Here is a 15308-nt window from a genome sequence, read left to right on the forward strand (position 1 = left end):
ACTATCAACACTACTGTTACTGTTGGTCATCATGCTTCCGGCTAGAGCGGAGGAGGGGCTCTGGGTGGTTGTAAATGCCGAAAGTAGCATTGAATCGCTGACTCACAATGAGCTGGTGGACATCTTTATGGGACGATATCGGACCTTTCCCAATGGCAGATCCGTTACCGTCTACGAGAATGCCAGCGATCAGCAGGTTAGGGAGGCATTCTATCGTTCGCTGGTGAATCGCAATCTGGCGCAGGTTAATGCCTACTGGGCACGACTGCAGTTTTCCGGACGGGTACGTCAGCCGGAGGAGATACGTAATCTTGAATCACTGAGTGAGCGGATTGGCAGTACACCATCGGCCATTAGCTTTGTTCGCAGTTCGGATGTAACGGAAAAGATGAAGGTGGTGCATCGCTTTGATCTTTAATCGCAAGCTGTATATCAAAGTAGCCCTGGTCATTGGTATCGGTGCTTTTATCGCAGCCGTAGTGGCCAGTGTGTTCTTTTATCTGGATACCAAGTTCAGGGCTGAGCAGCTTGCCACAAATCAGATAAGCCAGTTGGCGCTTACGGTGGAAAGTACAGCCTCTGTTGCGCTTTATGTGCAGGACGCTGAGCTCGCGAAAGAGATAGTGCAGGGGTTGGAGATCAATGATTTGGTCGCCGGTGCCATGTTGACCGAAGGGGATAAGGCATGGATGGGCAGCAGGGGTTTTGACCTGCAGGCCGCCGAGGTGATTCGGTTCGAGATTCATCACCCATTTTTCAGCGACCAAACTCTGGGCAAACTCTTGCTGATGCCCAACCAGGCATATATCGATGAGAGGGCGACGCAGGGGGCGGTCAGTCAGGCCTGGGTATTGGCAATTCAGGCGTTGGCCATTGCTGTATTGGTGTCATTGTTAGTGCATAAAACCCTGACGGCTCCGCTTAATTTTCTCACTCAAAAAGTGGAGCAGATTGTCCCTGGAGCCAACGCCATGCTCACGGTGCCACGACGCCATGAGAAAGATGAAATCGGTTGCCTGGTACGTGGTATTAATACCCTGATCAACAATCTGAACGAGTCTCTGGAACAGGAACGGGGCCTGAGGGCAAGGACTGAACAGCTGGAGCGCAAGTTCAGGTTGATCTTCGAAAAAGCCAGTGCCGGTATCTGCCTGGTCGACAGTAATAACGCCTTGCTGGAAGTGAATGAGGCCTTTTGCTTGCTCAGTGGCAGTCAAACCCGCAGTTGCCGCAGCACTCTGGTGGAATGGTTTGAGGAGCAGGCTGAGCTGGAAGAGTTCCTGCACAATTTCCGCAGCGATCCGTTCGCCAACCACGTGGAGATGGAGTTGCAACTCAGAACTGTGGATTCGGATATTCTCAAGTGGGTGCACTGCCTGTTCTCCAAAGTACAGGGACAGCAGGAGGGTGAAGAAACCATTTTGGAAGTGATGATGTACGACGTGACTGAACGCACCTATCGGGAGAGGATGATCCGGTTTGAGGCTGAGCATGACATGTTGACCCATCTGAAAAACCGCCGTGCCGGTGAACAGGTACTGAGAGAGTTGATGCGTCGGGCAGATCAGAATAATGCCATGATGGGCTTGCTGCTTATCGATCTCGACAGGTTTAAACCCGTCAATGATATCCACGGACATGAAGCTGGCGACGCCGTGCTTAAAGTGGTGGCCGAGCGCCTTGGAGCCCTGGGTGATGATGTGATGGTCGCGCGCTGGGGGGGCGATGAGTTTGTTATTGGCGTACCCAGCGTCGACAAGGACTATACCCGCCTCAGAAGCCTGGCGAAAACGGCGCTGAGCAGTCTTTACCTGCCCATCGCCGTTAACGACGAGCTTGAATGTGAAATAGGTGCCAGCATAGGTATTGCTGTCTATCCCCATCACGGCAGTACGCTGGAGCAGATGCTTGAGTCTGCGGATATGGCCATGTACGAGGTTAAACAACATGGTCGCGGCAACTTCAGATTTGGGCGGCTTTCAACAGGCGTAGCCTGAAATAAAAATAGTGTGATGTATATCTCGCTTCAGCCAGCCTAACCCTCAAATTAAGTGTGGATTAATTTTGTTCAACTAGTTTCTCCGTGGGATTAAAATTCAGGAGGAATGTAATGGACAAGGTCTATATTATCGCCCAAAAAACCGATGCCCAATCAGATGCCGTCGGTCATGGAGTTAAGCTTTCCAGGCAGCTGGAGATGGCTCCGGAAGTATTTGCATATAGCTATGAGCACCTCCCCGATTTCGAGCACTACATTCCTGCTGTCACGCCCGTGACTCAGGCCGCCATCGTTAAAAAGGCCAAACAGGCCGCTGAAGCCAAACTGGCACAGTTGGGCGCAGAAGATGTACCTGTCCACAGCCTTTGGCACAAGCACCTGTATGAACATGCCTCTGAAGCTGCCTATAACGGCGGTTACTCTCTGATGGTAAAAGCGATCCACGACAGCGATCGCTTTATGCCCACCGACTGGCACCTTATTCGCCATACCAAAACGCCACTCTTGTTCTTGACTGATAACCCTCAGTTGACTGGAGACGATGTGTTAGTTGCTGTGGATCTGGGCAGTAACAGTCCGGTTAAGCAGCAATTGAACAAGGCTGTTGTCGCACGGGGTAAAGCGCTGGCCAAAGCAACCGGCGGTAAGCTGCATGTTGCCTATGTAAGTCGTATGCATGTAGTGATTAACGATCTGGATCTGGTAGACAATGCCACAGTTGCGGCCAATGCCCGTGAACGCTTTGCCCATGAGTTGGCAGCTCTTGAACTGCCGGAAGAGCAGATTCATGTGATCGCAGGTGACCCCGAGCTTTGCCTGTATGAGTTATCCTGCCGCCTGAAAGCCCAGTACTTTGTGATTGGTGCTCGTCAGCGTAAAGGGATACTCGGTCATGTGATTGGCAATACCGCAGAAGCCATTCTGAGCAAGATGCGCAGCCATGTGCTGGTTATCCCTGCTTTTGATGAACTGCTGGCACAAGAAAATTCATAAAGCGGTAATTTTGCCCATGAGGCAAAGCTAAGTCGTTGAAAATATCAAATAAGCCATGCCTGAGCGGGTAAAACGCTGATTCAGGGATGGCTTTCTCTTATTTCCCGTGGCGTTAACCCTACTATCTATCTGGGGTTGAGCTGCTGTTAACACAAAAATAATCGATAACTTCTTCTAAGGAGTTAAACCGTGGAGTTTTTTTGCCAAAAAGCAGGAATAACTCCCAATCTTGTTGTGAAAAAGTGCAAGCTCAGTTTGCGCTCTTGAGCGTTTCGCATTTACAATATGCGCCTTAAAATCTGATGTGTGGTTTGCTGCGATTTGTGGCATACTCCGTCTACTTTCTAAACTAAGCAAAAAAGTTGAATCATGACCGACTTATCAAAATACAGAAATATTGGTATTTTCGCTCACGTTGACGCGGGTAAAACCACGACCACCGAGCGTATCCTTAAGCTCACCGGTAAAATTCACCGTCTGGGTGAAGTACACGACGGCGCCTCTACCATGGACTTCATGGATCAGGAAGCTGAGCGTGGTATTACCATTCAGTCTGCGGCGACTACCTGTTTCTGGAAAGATCACCGCTTCAACGTAATTGACACCCCTGGACACGTTGACTTCACCGTAGAAGTTTACCGTTCTCTGAAAGTTCTGGACGGTGGTATCGGTGTATTCTGTGGTAGCGGCGGTGTTGAACCACAGTCAGAAACCAACTGGCGCTATGCTAACGAATCTGAAGTTGCTCGTCTGATCTTCGTGAACAAGCTGGACCGTATGGGTGCAGACTTCTTCCGCGTAGTTGGTCAGGTTAAGCGCGTTCTGGGTGCAAACCCACTGGTTATGACCCTGCCTATCGGTCGTGAAGACGAGTTCGTGGGCGTTGTTGACGTTCTGAACAACCAAGCTTTCGTTTGGGATGATTCCGGTCTGCCAGAAAACTTTGAAATCAAAGAAATCCCAGCTGACATGGTTGATCAGGTTGCTGAATACCGTGAAGCTCTGATCGAAACTGCTCTGGAAGCTGACGAAGATCTGCTGATGGAATACCTGGAAGAAGGTACTGAGCCATCTATCGAACAGCTGAAAGCATGTATCCGTAAGGGGACCCGTGACCTGATGTTCTTCCCTACCTTCTGTGGTAGTGCGTTCAAGAACAAAGGTATGCAGCTGATTCTGGATGCAGTAGTAGATTACCTGCCATCTCCAACTGAAGTTGACCCACAGCCTCTGACTGATCCAGAAACTGGTGAAGAGACTGGTGAAGTTGCTACTGTATCTATCGATGAGCCACTGCGCGCTCTGGCGTTCAAGATCATGGATGACCGTTTCGGCGCCCTGACCTTTATCCGTGTTTACTCTGGTAAGCTGAAGAAGGGTGACACCGTTCTGAACTCTGCTACCGGTAAGACTGAGCGTATCGGCCGTATGGTTGAGATGCACGCTAACGACCGTAACGAGATCGACTACGCACAAGCTGGTGACATCATCGCTGTAGTTGGTATGAAGAACGTTCAGACTGGTCACACCCTGTGTGATCCTAAGCATGAATGTACTCTGGAACCAATGATCTTCCCTGAGCCAGTAATCTCTATCGCTGTTACTCCTAAGGATAAAGGCGCTTCTGAGAAGCTGGGTATCGCACTGGGTAAGATGGTTGCTGAAGATCCATCATTCCAGGTTGAAACCGACCAGGAAACCGGTGACACCATCCTGAAAGGTATGGGTGAACTGCATCTGGACATCAAAGTAGACATCCTGAAGCGTACCTTCGGTGTTGAACTGACTGTTGGTGCTCCACAGGTTGCATACCGTGAAACCATCACCATGCCAATCGAAGATCAGTACACTCACAAGAAGCAGTCTGGTGGTTCTGGTCAGTTCGGTAAGATCGACTACCGCATCCGTCCTGGTGAGCCAGGAAGCGGCTTCAAGTTCGAATCTACTGTAGTTGGTGGTAACGTTCCTAAGGAATTCTGGCCTGCAGTTGAGAAAGGTTTCGCATCTATGATGGAAACTGGTCCTCTGGCTGGCTTCCCAGTACTGGACGTTGAAGTTGAACTGTTCGATGGTTCTTACCACGCAGTTGACTCCTCAGCAATCGCGTTCGAAATCGCTGCTAAGGGTGCATTCCGTCAGTCCATGCCTAAGGCCAAGCCACAGCTGCTGGAGCCTATCATGAAGGTTGACGTGTTCACTCCAGAAGATCACGTTGGTGACGTAATCGGTGACCTGAACCGTCGTCGCGGCATGATCAAAGACCAGGAAGCTGGTCTGACTGGCGTACGTATCAAGGGTGATGTACCTCTGGCTGAAATGTTCGGCTACATTGGTCACCTGCGTACTATGACTTCTGGTCGTGGTCAGTTCTCTATGGAGTTCTCACACTACGCTCCATGTCCAAACAACGTAGCTGAGCAAGTAATTGCTGACGCTAAAGCTAAAGACGCTGCTAAGAAGTAATTCTTGCGCTAACTAAGCTTTAATAAAAACCCGCCTGATGGCGGGTTTTTTTATGGCTGGACTCGACTTGGATTCTTGTGTCGTCAGTTACCTGATCGATTATCTATCATCCTGTTTTTGAGACATCTCCAACAAAGCATTGGCCGCGGGCGTTAAGGGTAGATTCTTGCGCCAGGCAATCCCCAGGTCCCAGTTCATCCCCGGCGACATAGGTCGAAATTCCAATTCACTGTTATCCAAACGCTGACAAATTGGCTCAGGCAGTAGCGCCAGTCCCATATCTGCTTCCACCATGGCCGCCAGAAAATCCCACTGACCACTGCGAAAGGCGATATTCAGTTCAACACCGGCTGCACGACTCAGGCGGGTGATAATCTTTGATAAAGAGAAATCTTCGTTATAGAGAATAAAGGGATAGTCTCCCAAATCCGCCCAGGACAACTCCTGTTTGGCGGTCAGTGGATGGCCCTTTGGCAGACAGGCCATCAGCGGGTAACACCTCAGTGGCGTACTGGCGAGCTCGTCGGTAAAGGTAATGGGCAGAATGGCGAAGGCGATATCCAGCTTGTCTTCCATCAATGCCTGCTCACAGCCAAACCCGCCGTATTCTGCCATCTCCAGAGTGATGCCCGGGTAACGTTTACGGAACTCAACCAGCAGGCCGATAAACAGGCTGCTCATCATAGGGCAAACGCCCAGTCGCAATACCCCGGATTTAACGCCTGCAAGGTTAGTCATCTCCTGCTCGAGGCGATGCCATTGACCAATCATCTGTCTGGCGCTGGCTTCAAACAAAATCCCCGCCTGGGTTGGTGTGACCTTCTGGTTATTGCGAATAAGCAGTGTCTGCCCCAGTTGCTCTTCCAGGCGCTGGATCATTTTGCTCAATGTTGGTTGGGTCAGGTAAAGCTTCTCCGCCGCGCGGGTATAGTTACCTGTTTCCACCAGGGTGATAAAACAGCGTAATGTCTTGATTGGAATGTTCATGCCGATCTGGAATCCAGTTGATGGAATTAATTCATTTTACCAATAAAGGCAGAAGATTTAATCTTCTCTCCGTCGAAAAACGGAGGTGAATTTAGTCGGACTCTTTTCTGATTAATGTCGGGTTTCTCAGGCCCGCTCCGCAGCAAGATTGATTTCGTGACAGTTGTCGGTAAAGAGACCGGTGGCAGTTGGCAGAAGTGATGAATTCTGCCGGATCTGATTCTCAGCGGATCCAATCACTCAATTTGGTTACATTGTGAAGCTTTATGCATTCAACCCCGGACTCGTTGACCGGGGTTTTTTTTATCTGTTTTTTAGTAAAAATCCTGCCTTCGTGACATTCTGTTCAGGCTTTTCCATCTGCAGTTCAATTTTTCAGCTAAGCTATCAATCTAACGTTTAATGCCGATGCATCGAACGGTGGAAATCTTATCAGCCGCTTTCATCCTTACGTGTTGGAAGTAACAATGGAGAGGCTGAAATTTCAAGGAGGAAAGAGCTATGTCATGGAAAGTGACCACGATTATGTTGGCCGGTATGTTGGCGTCCACTTCGGCAGTTGCCGCACTGGAGGGGGATGCTGCATGGGAAGCCAAGTCAGCTAAACAGGATGGCGATCAGGTTAGCCCAACCGCGATCGAGGGAGACCCTGTTTGGGAGGGGCCGATTCGGGAACTGATGTCCCGTGCAGCTGCTGGCGATGAGGATGCGATTCAGACTTTGAAGCTGATGGGCATTAAGCCTGAGTAGCACCAGACTGGATACAAAGTTATGCTAAACAAAAGCCACCCCAGGGTGGCTTTTGTGATTTTACGATAGAGACTCAGTATCAGAAGCTGTTGTCCACAATTGCCTGCTTATTGCTGGCCTGAGGGACGTGACATTGGGTGCAGAAGTAGTTCTCGCCCTTGAGTGTCTGACCGTCAGCTTCCAGGTGGGAAGCCGGTACCGAAGTGGTGCGCATACGTTTGGCTTTGGCAGGGCTGTGACAGTTGATGCAGGTGTTCTTTTTGATGTTAATAGCGTAATCCTTGTGCGGAACCAAAGGTGGCTGGTCGGCAAAGGTACGCTCCACTGACTTACCGCGGTTTGGGTACTCAGGCATCACATCTGCCGGACGAACCTCACTGATTTTACTGTCACCAGCCAGTGACTTCACATTAACCGGCTGGGCATCGGGCAGGGGGGCCTGACCGGAACACGCACTCAGGCCGAGGGCAAGCATGGCTACGCAAACTAATTTTTTCATCGTGTTATCTCTGAGCAGGAGGCAATTAAAAGTTATTGCTGCTGTTAATTCTTGCTGTTGGCCTGCCTTGTGAGCCCAAAAGGCTCACAAGGCAGTGGCTCAACATTGAGCGGTTACCAGGCTTAAGCCTTCATCACCTTAACCGGACACTTCTTGAAATCCGTCTCTTTGGAGATAGGATCCGTCGCATCCAGTATCAGCTTATTGACCAGCTGACGGGCATCGAAGAATGGCATGAATACCACGCCGCGAGGCGGCTTGTTGCGGCCCTTGGTCTCTACCCGGGTACGCACTTCACCACGTGGAGAGGCCACAATCACTTCATCACCACGCTGCAGGCCTCTGGCTTTGGCATCGTCAGGGTGCATAAAGATTTGGGCATCCGGATAGGCGCGGTGCAGTTCTGGTACGCGACCAGTCATGGTGCCTGTATGCCAATGCTCCAGCACCCGGCCTGTGCTCATCCAAAGATCATATTCTTCGTTAGGTTCTTCGGCTGCAGGTTCGTATGGCAGGGCGAAAATCACCGCTTTACCATCTGGTTTCCCGTAGAAGTTGAAGCCTTCGCCTGCCTTAACATAAGGATCTGAACCTTCAACGTAACGACGCAGGGTTTCTTTGCCGTCAACAACCGGCCAGCGCAGACCACGGGTTTCATGGTATCTGTCGAACTCAGCCAGATCGTGGGCTTTACCGCGACCAAAGGTGGCGTACTCTTCAAAGATGCCCTTCTGTACGTAGTAGCCGAAGTGGTCGGCTTCATCATTCATCTCACCCTTGCATTCAGAGCTTGGGAATTTATCGATAACGCCGTTGGCGAACAGCACTTCATAGAGCGTCCTGTCTGCGTATTCAGGTTTCTGGGCAATCAGCTCAGCCGGCCATACTTCAGATACTTTAAAGCGCTTGGAGAACTCCATCAGCTGCCACAGATCGGACTTGGCGCCTGCAGGAGCCTTCACTTGTTGATGCCACATATGGGTACGACGCTCGGCATTACCATAGGCACCTTCTTTCTCTACCCACATGGCAGTAGGTAGGATCAGGTCGGCAGAAACGGCGGTAACAGTCGGGTACGGATCGGATACCACGATGAAGTTTTCAGGGTTACGGAAACCCGGATAAATTTCGTCGTTGATGTTGGGGCCAGCCTGCATATTGTTGGTACACATGGTCCAGTAGCAGTTCAGCTTGCCATCTTTCAGCATGCGACTTTGCAGTACGGCGTGGTAGCCAGGCTTGGGAGGAATCGTGCCAGCAGGCAGCTGCCAGGTTTTTTCAGCTTTTTCTCTGTGCTTTGGATTCATCACCACCATGTCAGCTGGCAGGCGATGGGCAAAGGTACCCACTTCACGAGCGGTGCCGCAGGCGGAAGGCTGACCTGTCAGAGAGAAGGGACTGTTGCCGGGCGTGGCAATTTTACCGGTCAACAGATGCAGGTTGTACAACATGTTGTTGGCCCATACCCCTCGTACGTGCTGGTTGATACCCATGGTCCACAGGCTCATCACCCTGATCTTGGGATCTGCGTAGGCCTTGGCCAGAGTTTCCAACTGCTCAATGGGTACGCCACTCATCTGGGAGGCATAGTCCAGAGTGTAAGGCTTAAGGAATTCGGCATACTCGGCAAAGCTGATATCGCTGAATTTGCCGTTGCCCGGGTTCCTGGCTTTTTTCTCCAGTGGATGGTCGGGACGCAGGCCATAACCAATATCATCCACACCCAGAGCAAACTTGGTGTGCTTGTTAACGAACTCTTTATTAACGGCGCCATTCACTATGATGTAGTTGGCGATGGCGTTGAGGATAACCAAGTCAGACTGAGGGCGGAACACCATAGGGTGGTCGGCCAGCTCGAAACTGCGGTTCTCAAAGGTCGAGAGTACGTGTACTTTGCAGTCTTTGTGGCTCAGACGACGGTCGGTCAGGCGTGCCCACAGTACCGGGTGCATTTCGGCCATGTTGGCGCCCCACAGCACAAAGTGGTCGGCTGCTTCCAGGTCGTCATAACAGCCCATTGGCTCATCCATACCAAAGGTACGCATAAAGCCCACTACGGCAGAAGCCATACAGTGACGAGCGTTGGGATCGATATTGTTGGTACGGAAACCTGCCTTGTGCAGCTTGGCAGCAGCGTAACCTTCCCAGATAGTCCACTGGCCTGAGCCGAACATACCGATGGCGGTCGGGCCCTTGGTGTTCAATGTGTTCTTCCACTTGTCGGCCATCACGTCGAAGGCAACATCCCAGCTGACAGGGGTAAATTCACCTTCCTTGTCATACTTGCCGTTCTTCATCCGCAGCAGTGGGGTTTCCAGGCGGTCTTTACCGTACATGATCTTGGACAGGAAATAGCCCTTGATACAGTTCAGGCCCCGGTTAACCGGACTTTCCGGGTCACCCTTGGTAGCCACGACTTTTCCGTTTTCGGTTCCCACCAAAACACTGCAACCTACACCACAGAAACGGCAGGGCGCCTTATCCCATTTGATTGGGAAGACGTTCTGGGCAGCTTCCACCACCTTTACCGGCAGGGTCATACCCACAGCTGTAGCTGCGGCCACCGCGGCATTGGCTTTGATAAACTCGCGACGACTGATACTCATGGTTTTCTCACTCTTCTATTGAATCGACATGGTGGTAGATGAGGCTGTTGGACAAAACGCCTTCCAGGGCCTGCATGGATTCCACTCCGGCGAGGATGCTCTTTTGACTGTCACCTTCCAGGGTGACAATGAATTTGCCTTCAGGACTGACGGCATGGATGTCGGCTCCTGCAAGAGCCAAAATGCTCGCCCGTACAGACTCAATAGCGTCCTGATGGGCATGCAAAACTAAACTGGATACATGGTATTCCGAGGGCATACAAAGCTCCCTAACTGATTGACTTACGTGATCTTTGTCACCACGTTTTGGCGTCTATAACATCAGTCTTAAGGAGTTGGTTAGGCCTTTATATACCCCATCAGAGGTAATGGGGATGTTGTTTGATTGGGATCATGTTTTTCAGTGTGATCTCAATCAAGGAATTGAAATTTAACAATTTATTAGCAAATGTTGAATAAGTTGCCTGCGTGAGTTACATCAAATTTTTCAGGGAAGAGTTTGCCAGCCCGGATTTGGGCTGGCTGGTGCAGAAGCATTAGTCTTTCTTTAAGTCCTTGTATGCAGCAGGTACGTTCAAAGCCGGATGTACCCATCCGTAGAGGGCGTAACCGCTGAATTCCGGCAGTGTGACCCGTTTGACCGTTTCTTCCAGTGTCAGACCGTCATCGATGGCGGCCTGAACCTGAGTTTTAATGGCGTCCAGGTAGTCGATGTGCCACTTGATATCTTCCCGGTCCATCACTGAACCATGACCCGGAACTATCCTGGCGTCTTCAGGCAGGAATGCGTAAACCGCCTTGAGTGTTTCCAGAGTTTCCAGCAGGTGTCCATCGAGCAACCAGGGCAGTGAGGGTTTAACGGTAATGATAGGATTACCCGTCCACATTACTTTTGCCTCAGGTTCCCAGATAAACAGATCTCCCCCGGTTTGAGCAAAGCCAAAATCGATGATCTCTACAGTCCGGCCACCCAGTTCCAGCATGATGTTGCCGCCGTTACCCACCAGAATATCCGCAGCGACCGGGACTATCTCTTCAATGCCTCTGCCCTGACCAAAATTGCTGATCATAAATTCGGTGTCGGCTTTAAAGTGGCTTGTGATGTAATCCTGAGTTTTTTGGTGCTGAATAATTTTGGTTTCAGGAGGCAGATACATATTTCCGTAGGAGTGATCGCCGTGAAAGCTGGTGTTTACCGCATAGAGCAGCGGCTTGTCTGTTGCCTGTGAAATCAATTTTTGAACCTGAGCATTGAGCCGCTTATTCAGCATGGTATCAATCACGAGGACACCTTTGTCACCCACTATAAAACCGCCGCTGGTGGCAACAGGAGCGCCTTTTGATTCAAGTGCTTTGGCATCTGATGGATAGTAAGCAAAAACACCATCGCTCAGTTTTTCTGAAACCAGTACCACCTTATTGCCATCCCACACTGGTTCCTGAGCCTGGCTATAGCCACTGGCGAACAGAGTGATAGCGACTGCCAACATTCCTTTTACTTTCATCTATTGTCTCCACTTAAGAGTATTGTTTTGGTATTTCACTCGCCATTTAGTCTAAGATGGTGTTAACGATTGGTAAATTCTGAAAAATTGGATGATTTGTTGGTTTGTTGCGATTGTTCCAGTGAGGAGCTGATTGATCACCACAATCTGACTTTGGATGAATGTTAAATTTATTTGCGGTTTTTTCGCCCTGAGGTAACATGCTTTCTGGGTCTGCAGTTCACCCAGGCATCGCCACTGATACCTCTGATGAGGTCTCGGACGTTAAACCTGCCAGCTAACTCGATCTGACTTGAAAACTCTTACGTGTAATGAGTGCCAATGTCATAAGGGCGATCACTGACGCTGTGTTTTTTATTAAAATAGCAGTGGCGGCACCCGAATTATGGGTAAGATTATGTCCAGAGAAACCATTCCCTTTGCCTGTGCAGATCTCTCTGCATTGGCTAAGTCCCTGCGTAAACAGCTGATGAGCTGTGAGTCGTTCCCGTCCCATGTAGAGATGCTTAATATTCTGGCCAGGGCCAATGGGTACAGCAATTATCAGCACTTGAAACAGGATGCAGAGTCGGTCAATGACGCCGGTTCAGGGCTGAGTGTCGAAGTCCCCCGCAAGTTGCAGCCTTTTATGTCATCAGACTATGTGTTGCACTCCTGGCCAGTGAAATTCAGCCTGCAGAAACTGAGCCTTTGGTTCTTTGCCTGCCGTTTTCAGTACCAGCAAAGGTACAGCGAGCGAGAGGTGAATGAGATTATCAGCCGTTATGAAGATTTTGGGGATTTCGCCCGCATCCGTCGTGAGCTGTGCAATCAAAAGCTGCTGGGGCGCACAATAGATGGCCGGGATTATTGGCGTACCAATGCAACTCCACCGGATGAGTTGAAGTCGCTCGCTGATTATTGGGCTGAGTAGCTGTGTATTATGGCGGAGGGCAGTCTCTTGCCCTCTGTTACTTTCATTCCGCCATTAATATTTCTGTATCTGGTGGGACGAATATCCAGCTTCGAATGTCTGAGAATGCGCTTAACTGTCTTTGAAAGTTACCGTCTGGCGCGCTAACTTGATCATGACTAGAGACTCCGGGAGGGGCGATGACTGATCCTGTTCACGTAGAAACTGGCACTGCAGCTGTTACTGAAACACCGCAATACAACCGTGAAATTGGTCCCAACTGGTTTGCTTCGGTGATGGGGACGGGCATTATCGCCAACGCCGCTGCTGGGTTGCCTCTGGTGGCGGAGCAATTGACCGGTTTTGCCATCACTGTTTGGGTGATCGCCGCCATCATGCTGGTGTTACTGTTGGTGATTAAAACGGCTCAGGCCATCTTCAAGCCTCATATTCTCAAACGTCAGCTTAACGATGGCGTGATGGCTCAGTTTTTTGGGGCGCCACCGATGGCTATGCTGACTGTTGGGGGAGGTTCTGTGCTTCTGGGTCATCATCTGATGCCTGCCGATCTGGCCATTACTATCGGCTGGGTGCTGTGGATTGCCGGTACTCTGACCGGTTTGCTGACCGCTGTCATTATTCCCTATCTGCATTTCACCCGTTATGAGACTGAAGATGATGCTGCCTTTGGCGGTTGGTTAATGCCGGTTGTGCCACCCATGGTGTCGGCTACTATCGGTGCAATGCTTATTCCCCATGCGTCGAGCGCTGAACTGCAGCAAACTCTGCTCTATGCCTGCTATGCCATGTTTGGTCTGAGTCTGATGGCCTCGATTATTATCATTACTCTGATTTGGCGCAGATTATCTCATTCCGGTACATCCGGTGGCGCGCGAGTGCCAACGCTTTGGATAGTGCTCGGGCCTCTGGGGCAGTCTATTACTGCCATTGGCAGTTTGGGCGTGGTCGCGCAGAGCATATTGCCCCCTGATATTGGCAGTAGTTTTCATACCATGGCGCTTTTATATGGCATCCCGGTTTGGGGATTTGCCTTTTACTGGTCCATGATTGCCGGCTTGCTGACCATCAGAGCCATACGCCGTAACATGCCGTTTGCGCTGACCTGGTGGGCCTTTACCTTTCCTGTTGGTACTTGTGTGACAGGTACCACTCAATTGGCGCACTATACTGGACTGACGCTGGTTTCCTGGATGGCTGTGGTGTTGTTTTTCGGCTTGTTGCTGGCCTGGTTAACTGCCGCAGTGGGCACAGCCAAAGGATTGAGGAAGGGGCATATATTGCATGTACCTGCCAAAGCGCCGCCGGTAAAGTCTCGCAAAGGGTAGAAGCTGATGAATGACAGGACTGATGATATAGGTGATACCTGGTTTAGCTATCAAGCATCACCGCGGCGGTTTGCTTTGGAGATGCTCGGCATAGCAGTGGTCTTTCCCTCAACTGTATTGCTGATTTTGCATTTCACCCCCATAGCGGCGCTTGATGACCCGGTCAGGGGCTATGTAAAGTGGGGCGCTGTTGCTATTGGAGTGGTGCTGTTTCTGGTGGCGGGCTTGCCTAACCTGTTCAAGACGGGAAGGTTTAGCTTTGTGCTTGACTGTCACACAGTGAGCTGTGAGCACCCGGATTCGGAGACCTTGAATTACTGTCTCAATATCAGTGACCTCAAAGAGGTGTTCGTGCAGCGGCATATCGGCGGTTACACACATTATTGGTATTTTCTGGTGACCCGGGACGACCGCAGATTTGTGATCCCTTATGCCTACAAACTTAGTCCCCTTCAGGTTGTTAAGGTGATTCAAAAGCACCTGCCATCCCTGCCAATCAGAAGGAGCTGAGTGTTATCGCGGCTCTGCTCAGTATCTTTTTTAGCCGGGGCAGGATAGAGACTACTTATCTAACGCCGACATAAGGCTGCCTGAAAACCTGTTATGTCTTCAAACTGAATAACCTCAATGCAAACGCTTAATTAGCGATCCCAGTCACAGGATTACCTTTCACCATTAGTAGCCATCGAAACGTTTCGATTATGATTCGCTGCATTATCGAAACGTTTCGATGATGTCTTTGCCAAACCACGGTATGGGCGCCGGACAGTCTCTACATGAAGGCAAGCCTCTGTCCCTTGGAGCCTGGTAGAGACATATCACTGAGTGAAAGGCTGAAAGATGATTAAACACCCACTGCTCAATGCTGACATGAATATGCTGGCCGCCACTCTGGGCCATACCGATGAGGTCACTATTTGTGACGCAGGACTTCCAGTACCTGTCGGTGTGCAGCGTATTGATTTGGCGTTGACCCACGGCGTACCGGGTTTTATCGAGACGGTAAAGGTATGGCTGGCGAGTTGTCAGATTGAAGGTGTGGTGATGGCCGAGGAGTTTGCCGATGCCAATCCTGCAGCGTATGAGGCTCTGATGACAGAGCTTGATAATGAGACAGAACGCAGCGGTCGCTCGATTTCGGTTACTTATCTTTCCCATGAAGCATTTAAAAAGCGTACCGGCATCAGCCGGGCAGTTATCAGAACCGGTGAATGTACTCCCTATGCGAACGTGATTTTTCGCTCTGGTGTTGTTTTCTAAATCGGCTC

Annotated in this window: 14 protein-coding genes; 9 read left to right on the forward strand and 5 right to left on the reverse strand. The window is 50.4% G+C overall.

What is annotated here, in order from left to right; genetic code table 11:
- Window positions 1-64 precede the first annotated feature (64 nt).
- The 4 genes from L2725_RS01410 (at window position 65) to fusA (ending at window position 5455) form a co-directional block, all read left to right on the forward strand.
- Window positions 65-418 carry a hypothetical protein gene (locus tag L2725_RS01410; protein WP_249247274.1) on the forward strand — a complete coding sequence of 118 codons (354 nt, stop codon included), beginning with the start codon at window positions 65-67 and terminating at the stop codon, window positions 416-418.
- Window positions 408-1997, forward strand: a complete 1590-nt coding sequence (locus L2725_RS01415; protein ID WP_249247276.1) for a diguanylate cyclase domain-containing protein — start codon at window positions 408-410, stop codon at window positions 1995-1997. Before L2725_RS01410 ends, L2725_RS01415 begins: the two co-directional genes overlap by 11 nt.
- Window positions 1998-2110: 113 nt before the next feature.
- Window positions 2111-2992: a universal stress protein gene (locus tag L2725_RS01420; RefSeq protein ID WP_249247278.1), complete on the forward strand. Its 882-nt coding sequence runs from the start codon at window positions 2111-2113 to the stop codon at window positions 2990-2992.
- A gap of 369 nt (window positions 2993-3361) precedes the next feature.
- Window positions 3362-5455 carry an elongation factor G gene (fusA, locus tag L2725_RS01425; RefSeq protein WP_248934089.1) on the forward strand — a complete coding sequence of 698 codons (2094 nt, stop codon included), beginning with the start codon at window positions 3362-3364 and terminating at the stop codon, window positions 5453-5455.
- Window positions 5456-5554: 99 nt separating this feature from the next.
- Here the strand turns inward: fusA and L2725_RS01430 are convergent, their stop codons facing one another.
- On the reverse strand, window positions 5555-6442 hold the full coding sequence (locus tag L2725_RS01430) for a LysR family transcriptional regulator (protein ID WP_249247280.1): 888 nt from the start codon (window positions 6440-6442) through the stop codon (window positions 5555-5557).
- A 501-nt stretch (window positions 6443-6943) separates the two neighbouring features.
- On the opposite strand from L2725_RS01430, the gene L2725_RS01435 reads away from it, so the two are divergent.
- Window positions 6944-7192, forward strand: a complete 249-nt coding sequence (locus L2725_RS01435; RefSeq protein WP_249247282.1) for a hypothetical protein — start codon at window positions 6944-6946, stop codon at window positions 7190-7192.
- A 79-nt stretch (window positions 7193-7271) separates the two neighbouring features.
- On the opposite strand, the gene L2725_RS01440 is transcribed toward L2725_RS01435, so the two are convergent.
- The 4 genes from L2725_RS01440 to L2725_RS01455 form a co-directional block, all read right to left on the reverse strand.
- Window positions 7272-7691, reverse strand: coding sequence for a nitrate reductase cytochrome c-type subunit (locus L2725_RS01440; protein WP_249247283.1), 420 nt, complete (start codon window positions 7689-7691; stop codon window positions 7272-7274).
- 122 nt (window positions 7692-7813) lie between these two features.
- A complete protein-coding gene (gene napA / locus L2725_RS01445) occupies window positions 7814-10297 on the reverse strand; it encodes a nitrate reductase catalytic subunit NapA (RefSeq protein WP_249247284.1) in 2484 nt (827 codons plus the stop codon).
- Between the two features lie 7 nt (window positions 10298-10304).
- Window positions 10305-10556, reverse strand: a complete 252-nt coding sequence (locus L2725_RS01450; protein WP_115137298.1) for a chaperone NapD — start codon at window positions 10554-10556, stop codon at window positions 10305-10307.
- Between the two features lie 277 nt (window positions 10557-10833).
- Window positions 10834-11802 (reverse strand): MBL fold metallo-hydrolase, encoded by a 969-nt coding sequence (locus tag L2725_RS01455; RefSeq protein WP_249247285.1) that lies wholly within the window; start codon window positions 11800-11802, stop codon window positions 10834-10836.
- A gap of 397 nt (window positions 11803-12199) precedes the next feature.
- Here L2725_RS01455 and L2725_RS01460 point away from each other — a divergent pair, with 397 nt between their 5' ends.
- From L2725_RS01460 to rbsD, 4 genes are all read left to right on the forward strand, one after another.
- On the forward strand, window positions 12200-12715 hold the full coding sequence (locus tag L2725_RS01460; RefSeq protein ID WP_249247286.1) for a DUF2087 domain-containing protein: 516 nt from the start codon (window positions 12200-12202) through the stop codon (window positions 12713-12715).
- 179 nt (window positions 12716-12894) lie between these two features.
- Window positions 12895-14040: a TDT family transporter gene (locus tag L2725_RS01465; RefSeq protein ID WP_249247287.1), complete on the forward strand. Its 1146-nt coding sequence runs from the start codon at window positions 12895-12897 to the stop codon at window positions 14038-14040.
- 6 nt (window positions 14041-14046) lie between these two features.
- Complete coding sequence (locus L2725_RS01470) at window positions 14047-14550, forward strand: hypothetical protein (protein ID WP_249247288.1); 504 nt, start codon at window positions 14047-14049, stop codon at window positions 14548-14550.
- Between the two features lie 330 nt (window positions 14551-14880).
- On the forward strand, window positions 14881-15300 hold the full coding sequence (gene rbsD / locus L2725_RS01475) for a D-ribose pyranase (RefSeq protein WP_249247289.1): 420 nt from the start codon (window positions 14881-14883) through the stop codon (window positions 15298-15300).
- Window positions 15301-15308 lie beyond the last annotated feature (8 nt).

This window comes from Shewanella corallii, from assembly GCF_023349125.1.
Taxonomy (GTDB): Bacteria; Pseudomonadota; Gammaproteobacteria; order Enterobacterales; family Shewanellaceae; genus Shewanella; species Shewanella corallii.

What these genes read in the sequence shown, in the direction of transcription:
- L2725_RS01420 (WP_249247278.1), top strand. Translation starts at nt 2,111, where the DNA reads ATGGACAAGGTCTATATTATCGCCCAAAAAACCGATGCCCAATCAGAT.
- fusA (WP_248934089.1), top strand. Translation starts at nt 3,362, where the DNA reads ATGACCGACTTATCAAAATACAGAAATATTGGTATTTTCGCTCACGTT.
- L2725_RS01430 (WP_249247280.1), bottom strand. Translation starts at nt 6,442, where the DNA reads ATGAACATTCCAATCAAGACATTACGCTGTTTTATCACCCTGGTGGAA.
- L2725_RS01435 (WP_249247282.1), top strand. Translation starts at nt 6,944, where the DNA reads ATGTCATGGAAAGTGACCACGATTATGTTGGCCGGTATGTTGGCGTCC.
- L2725_RS01440 (WP_249247283.1), bottom strand. Translation starts at nt 7,691, where the DNA reads ATGAAAAAATTAGTTTGCGTAGCCATGCTTGCCCTCGGCCTGAGTGCG.
- napA (WP_249247284.1), bottom strand. Translation starts at nt 10,297, where the DNA reads ATGAGTATCAGTCGTCGCGAGTTTATCAAAGCCAATGCCGCGGTGGCC.
- L2725_RS01450 (WP_115137298.1), bottom strand. Translation starts at nt 10,556, where the DNA reads ATGCCCTCGGAATACCATGTATCCAGTTTAGTTTTGCATGCCCATCAG.
- L2725_RS01455 (WP_249247285.1), bottom strand. Translation starts at nt 11,802, where the DNA reads ATGAAAGTAAAAGGAATGTTGGCAGTCGCTATCACTCTGTTCGCCAGT.
- L2725_RS01460 (WP_249247286.1), top strand. Translation starts at nt 12,200, where the DNA reads ATGTCCAGAGAAACCATTCCCTTTGCCTGTGCAGATCTCTCTGCATTG.
- L2725_RS01465 (WP_249247287.1), top strand. Translation starts at nt 12,895, where the DNA reads ATGACTGATCCTGTTCACGTAGAAACTGGCACTGCAGCTGTTACTGAA.
- L2725_RS01470 (WP_249247288.1), top strand. Translation starts at nt 14,047, where the DNA reads ATGAATGACAGGACTGATGATATAGGTGATACCTGGTTTAGCTATCAA.
- rbsD (WP_249247289.1), top strand. Translation starts at nt 14,881, where the DNA reads ATGATTAAACACCCACTGCTCAATGCTGACATGAATATGCTGGCCGCC.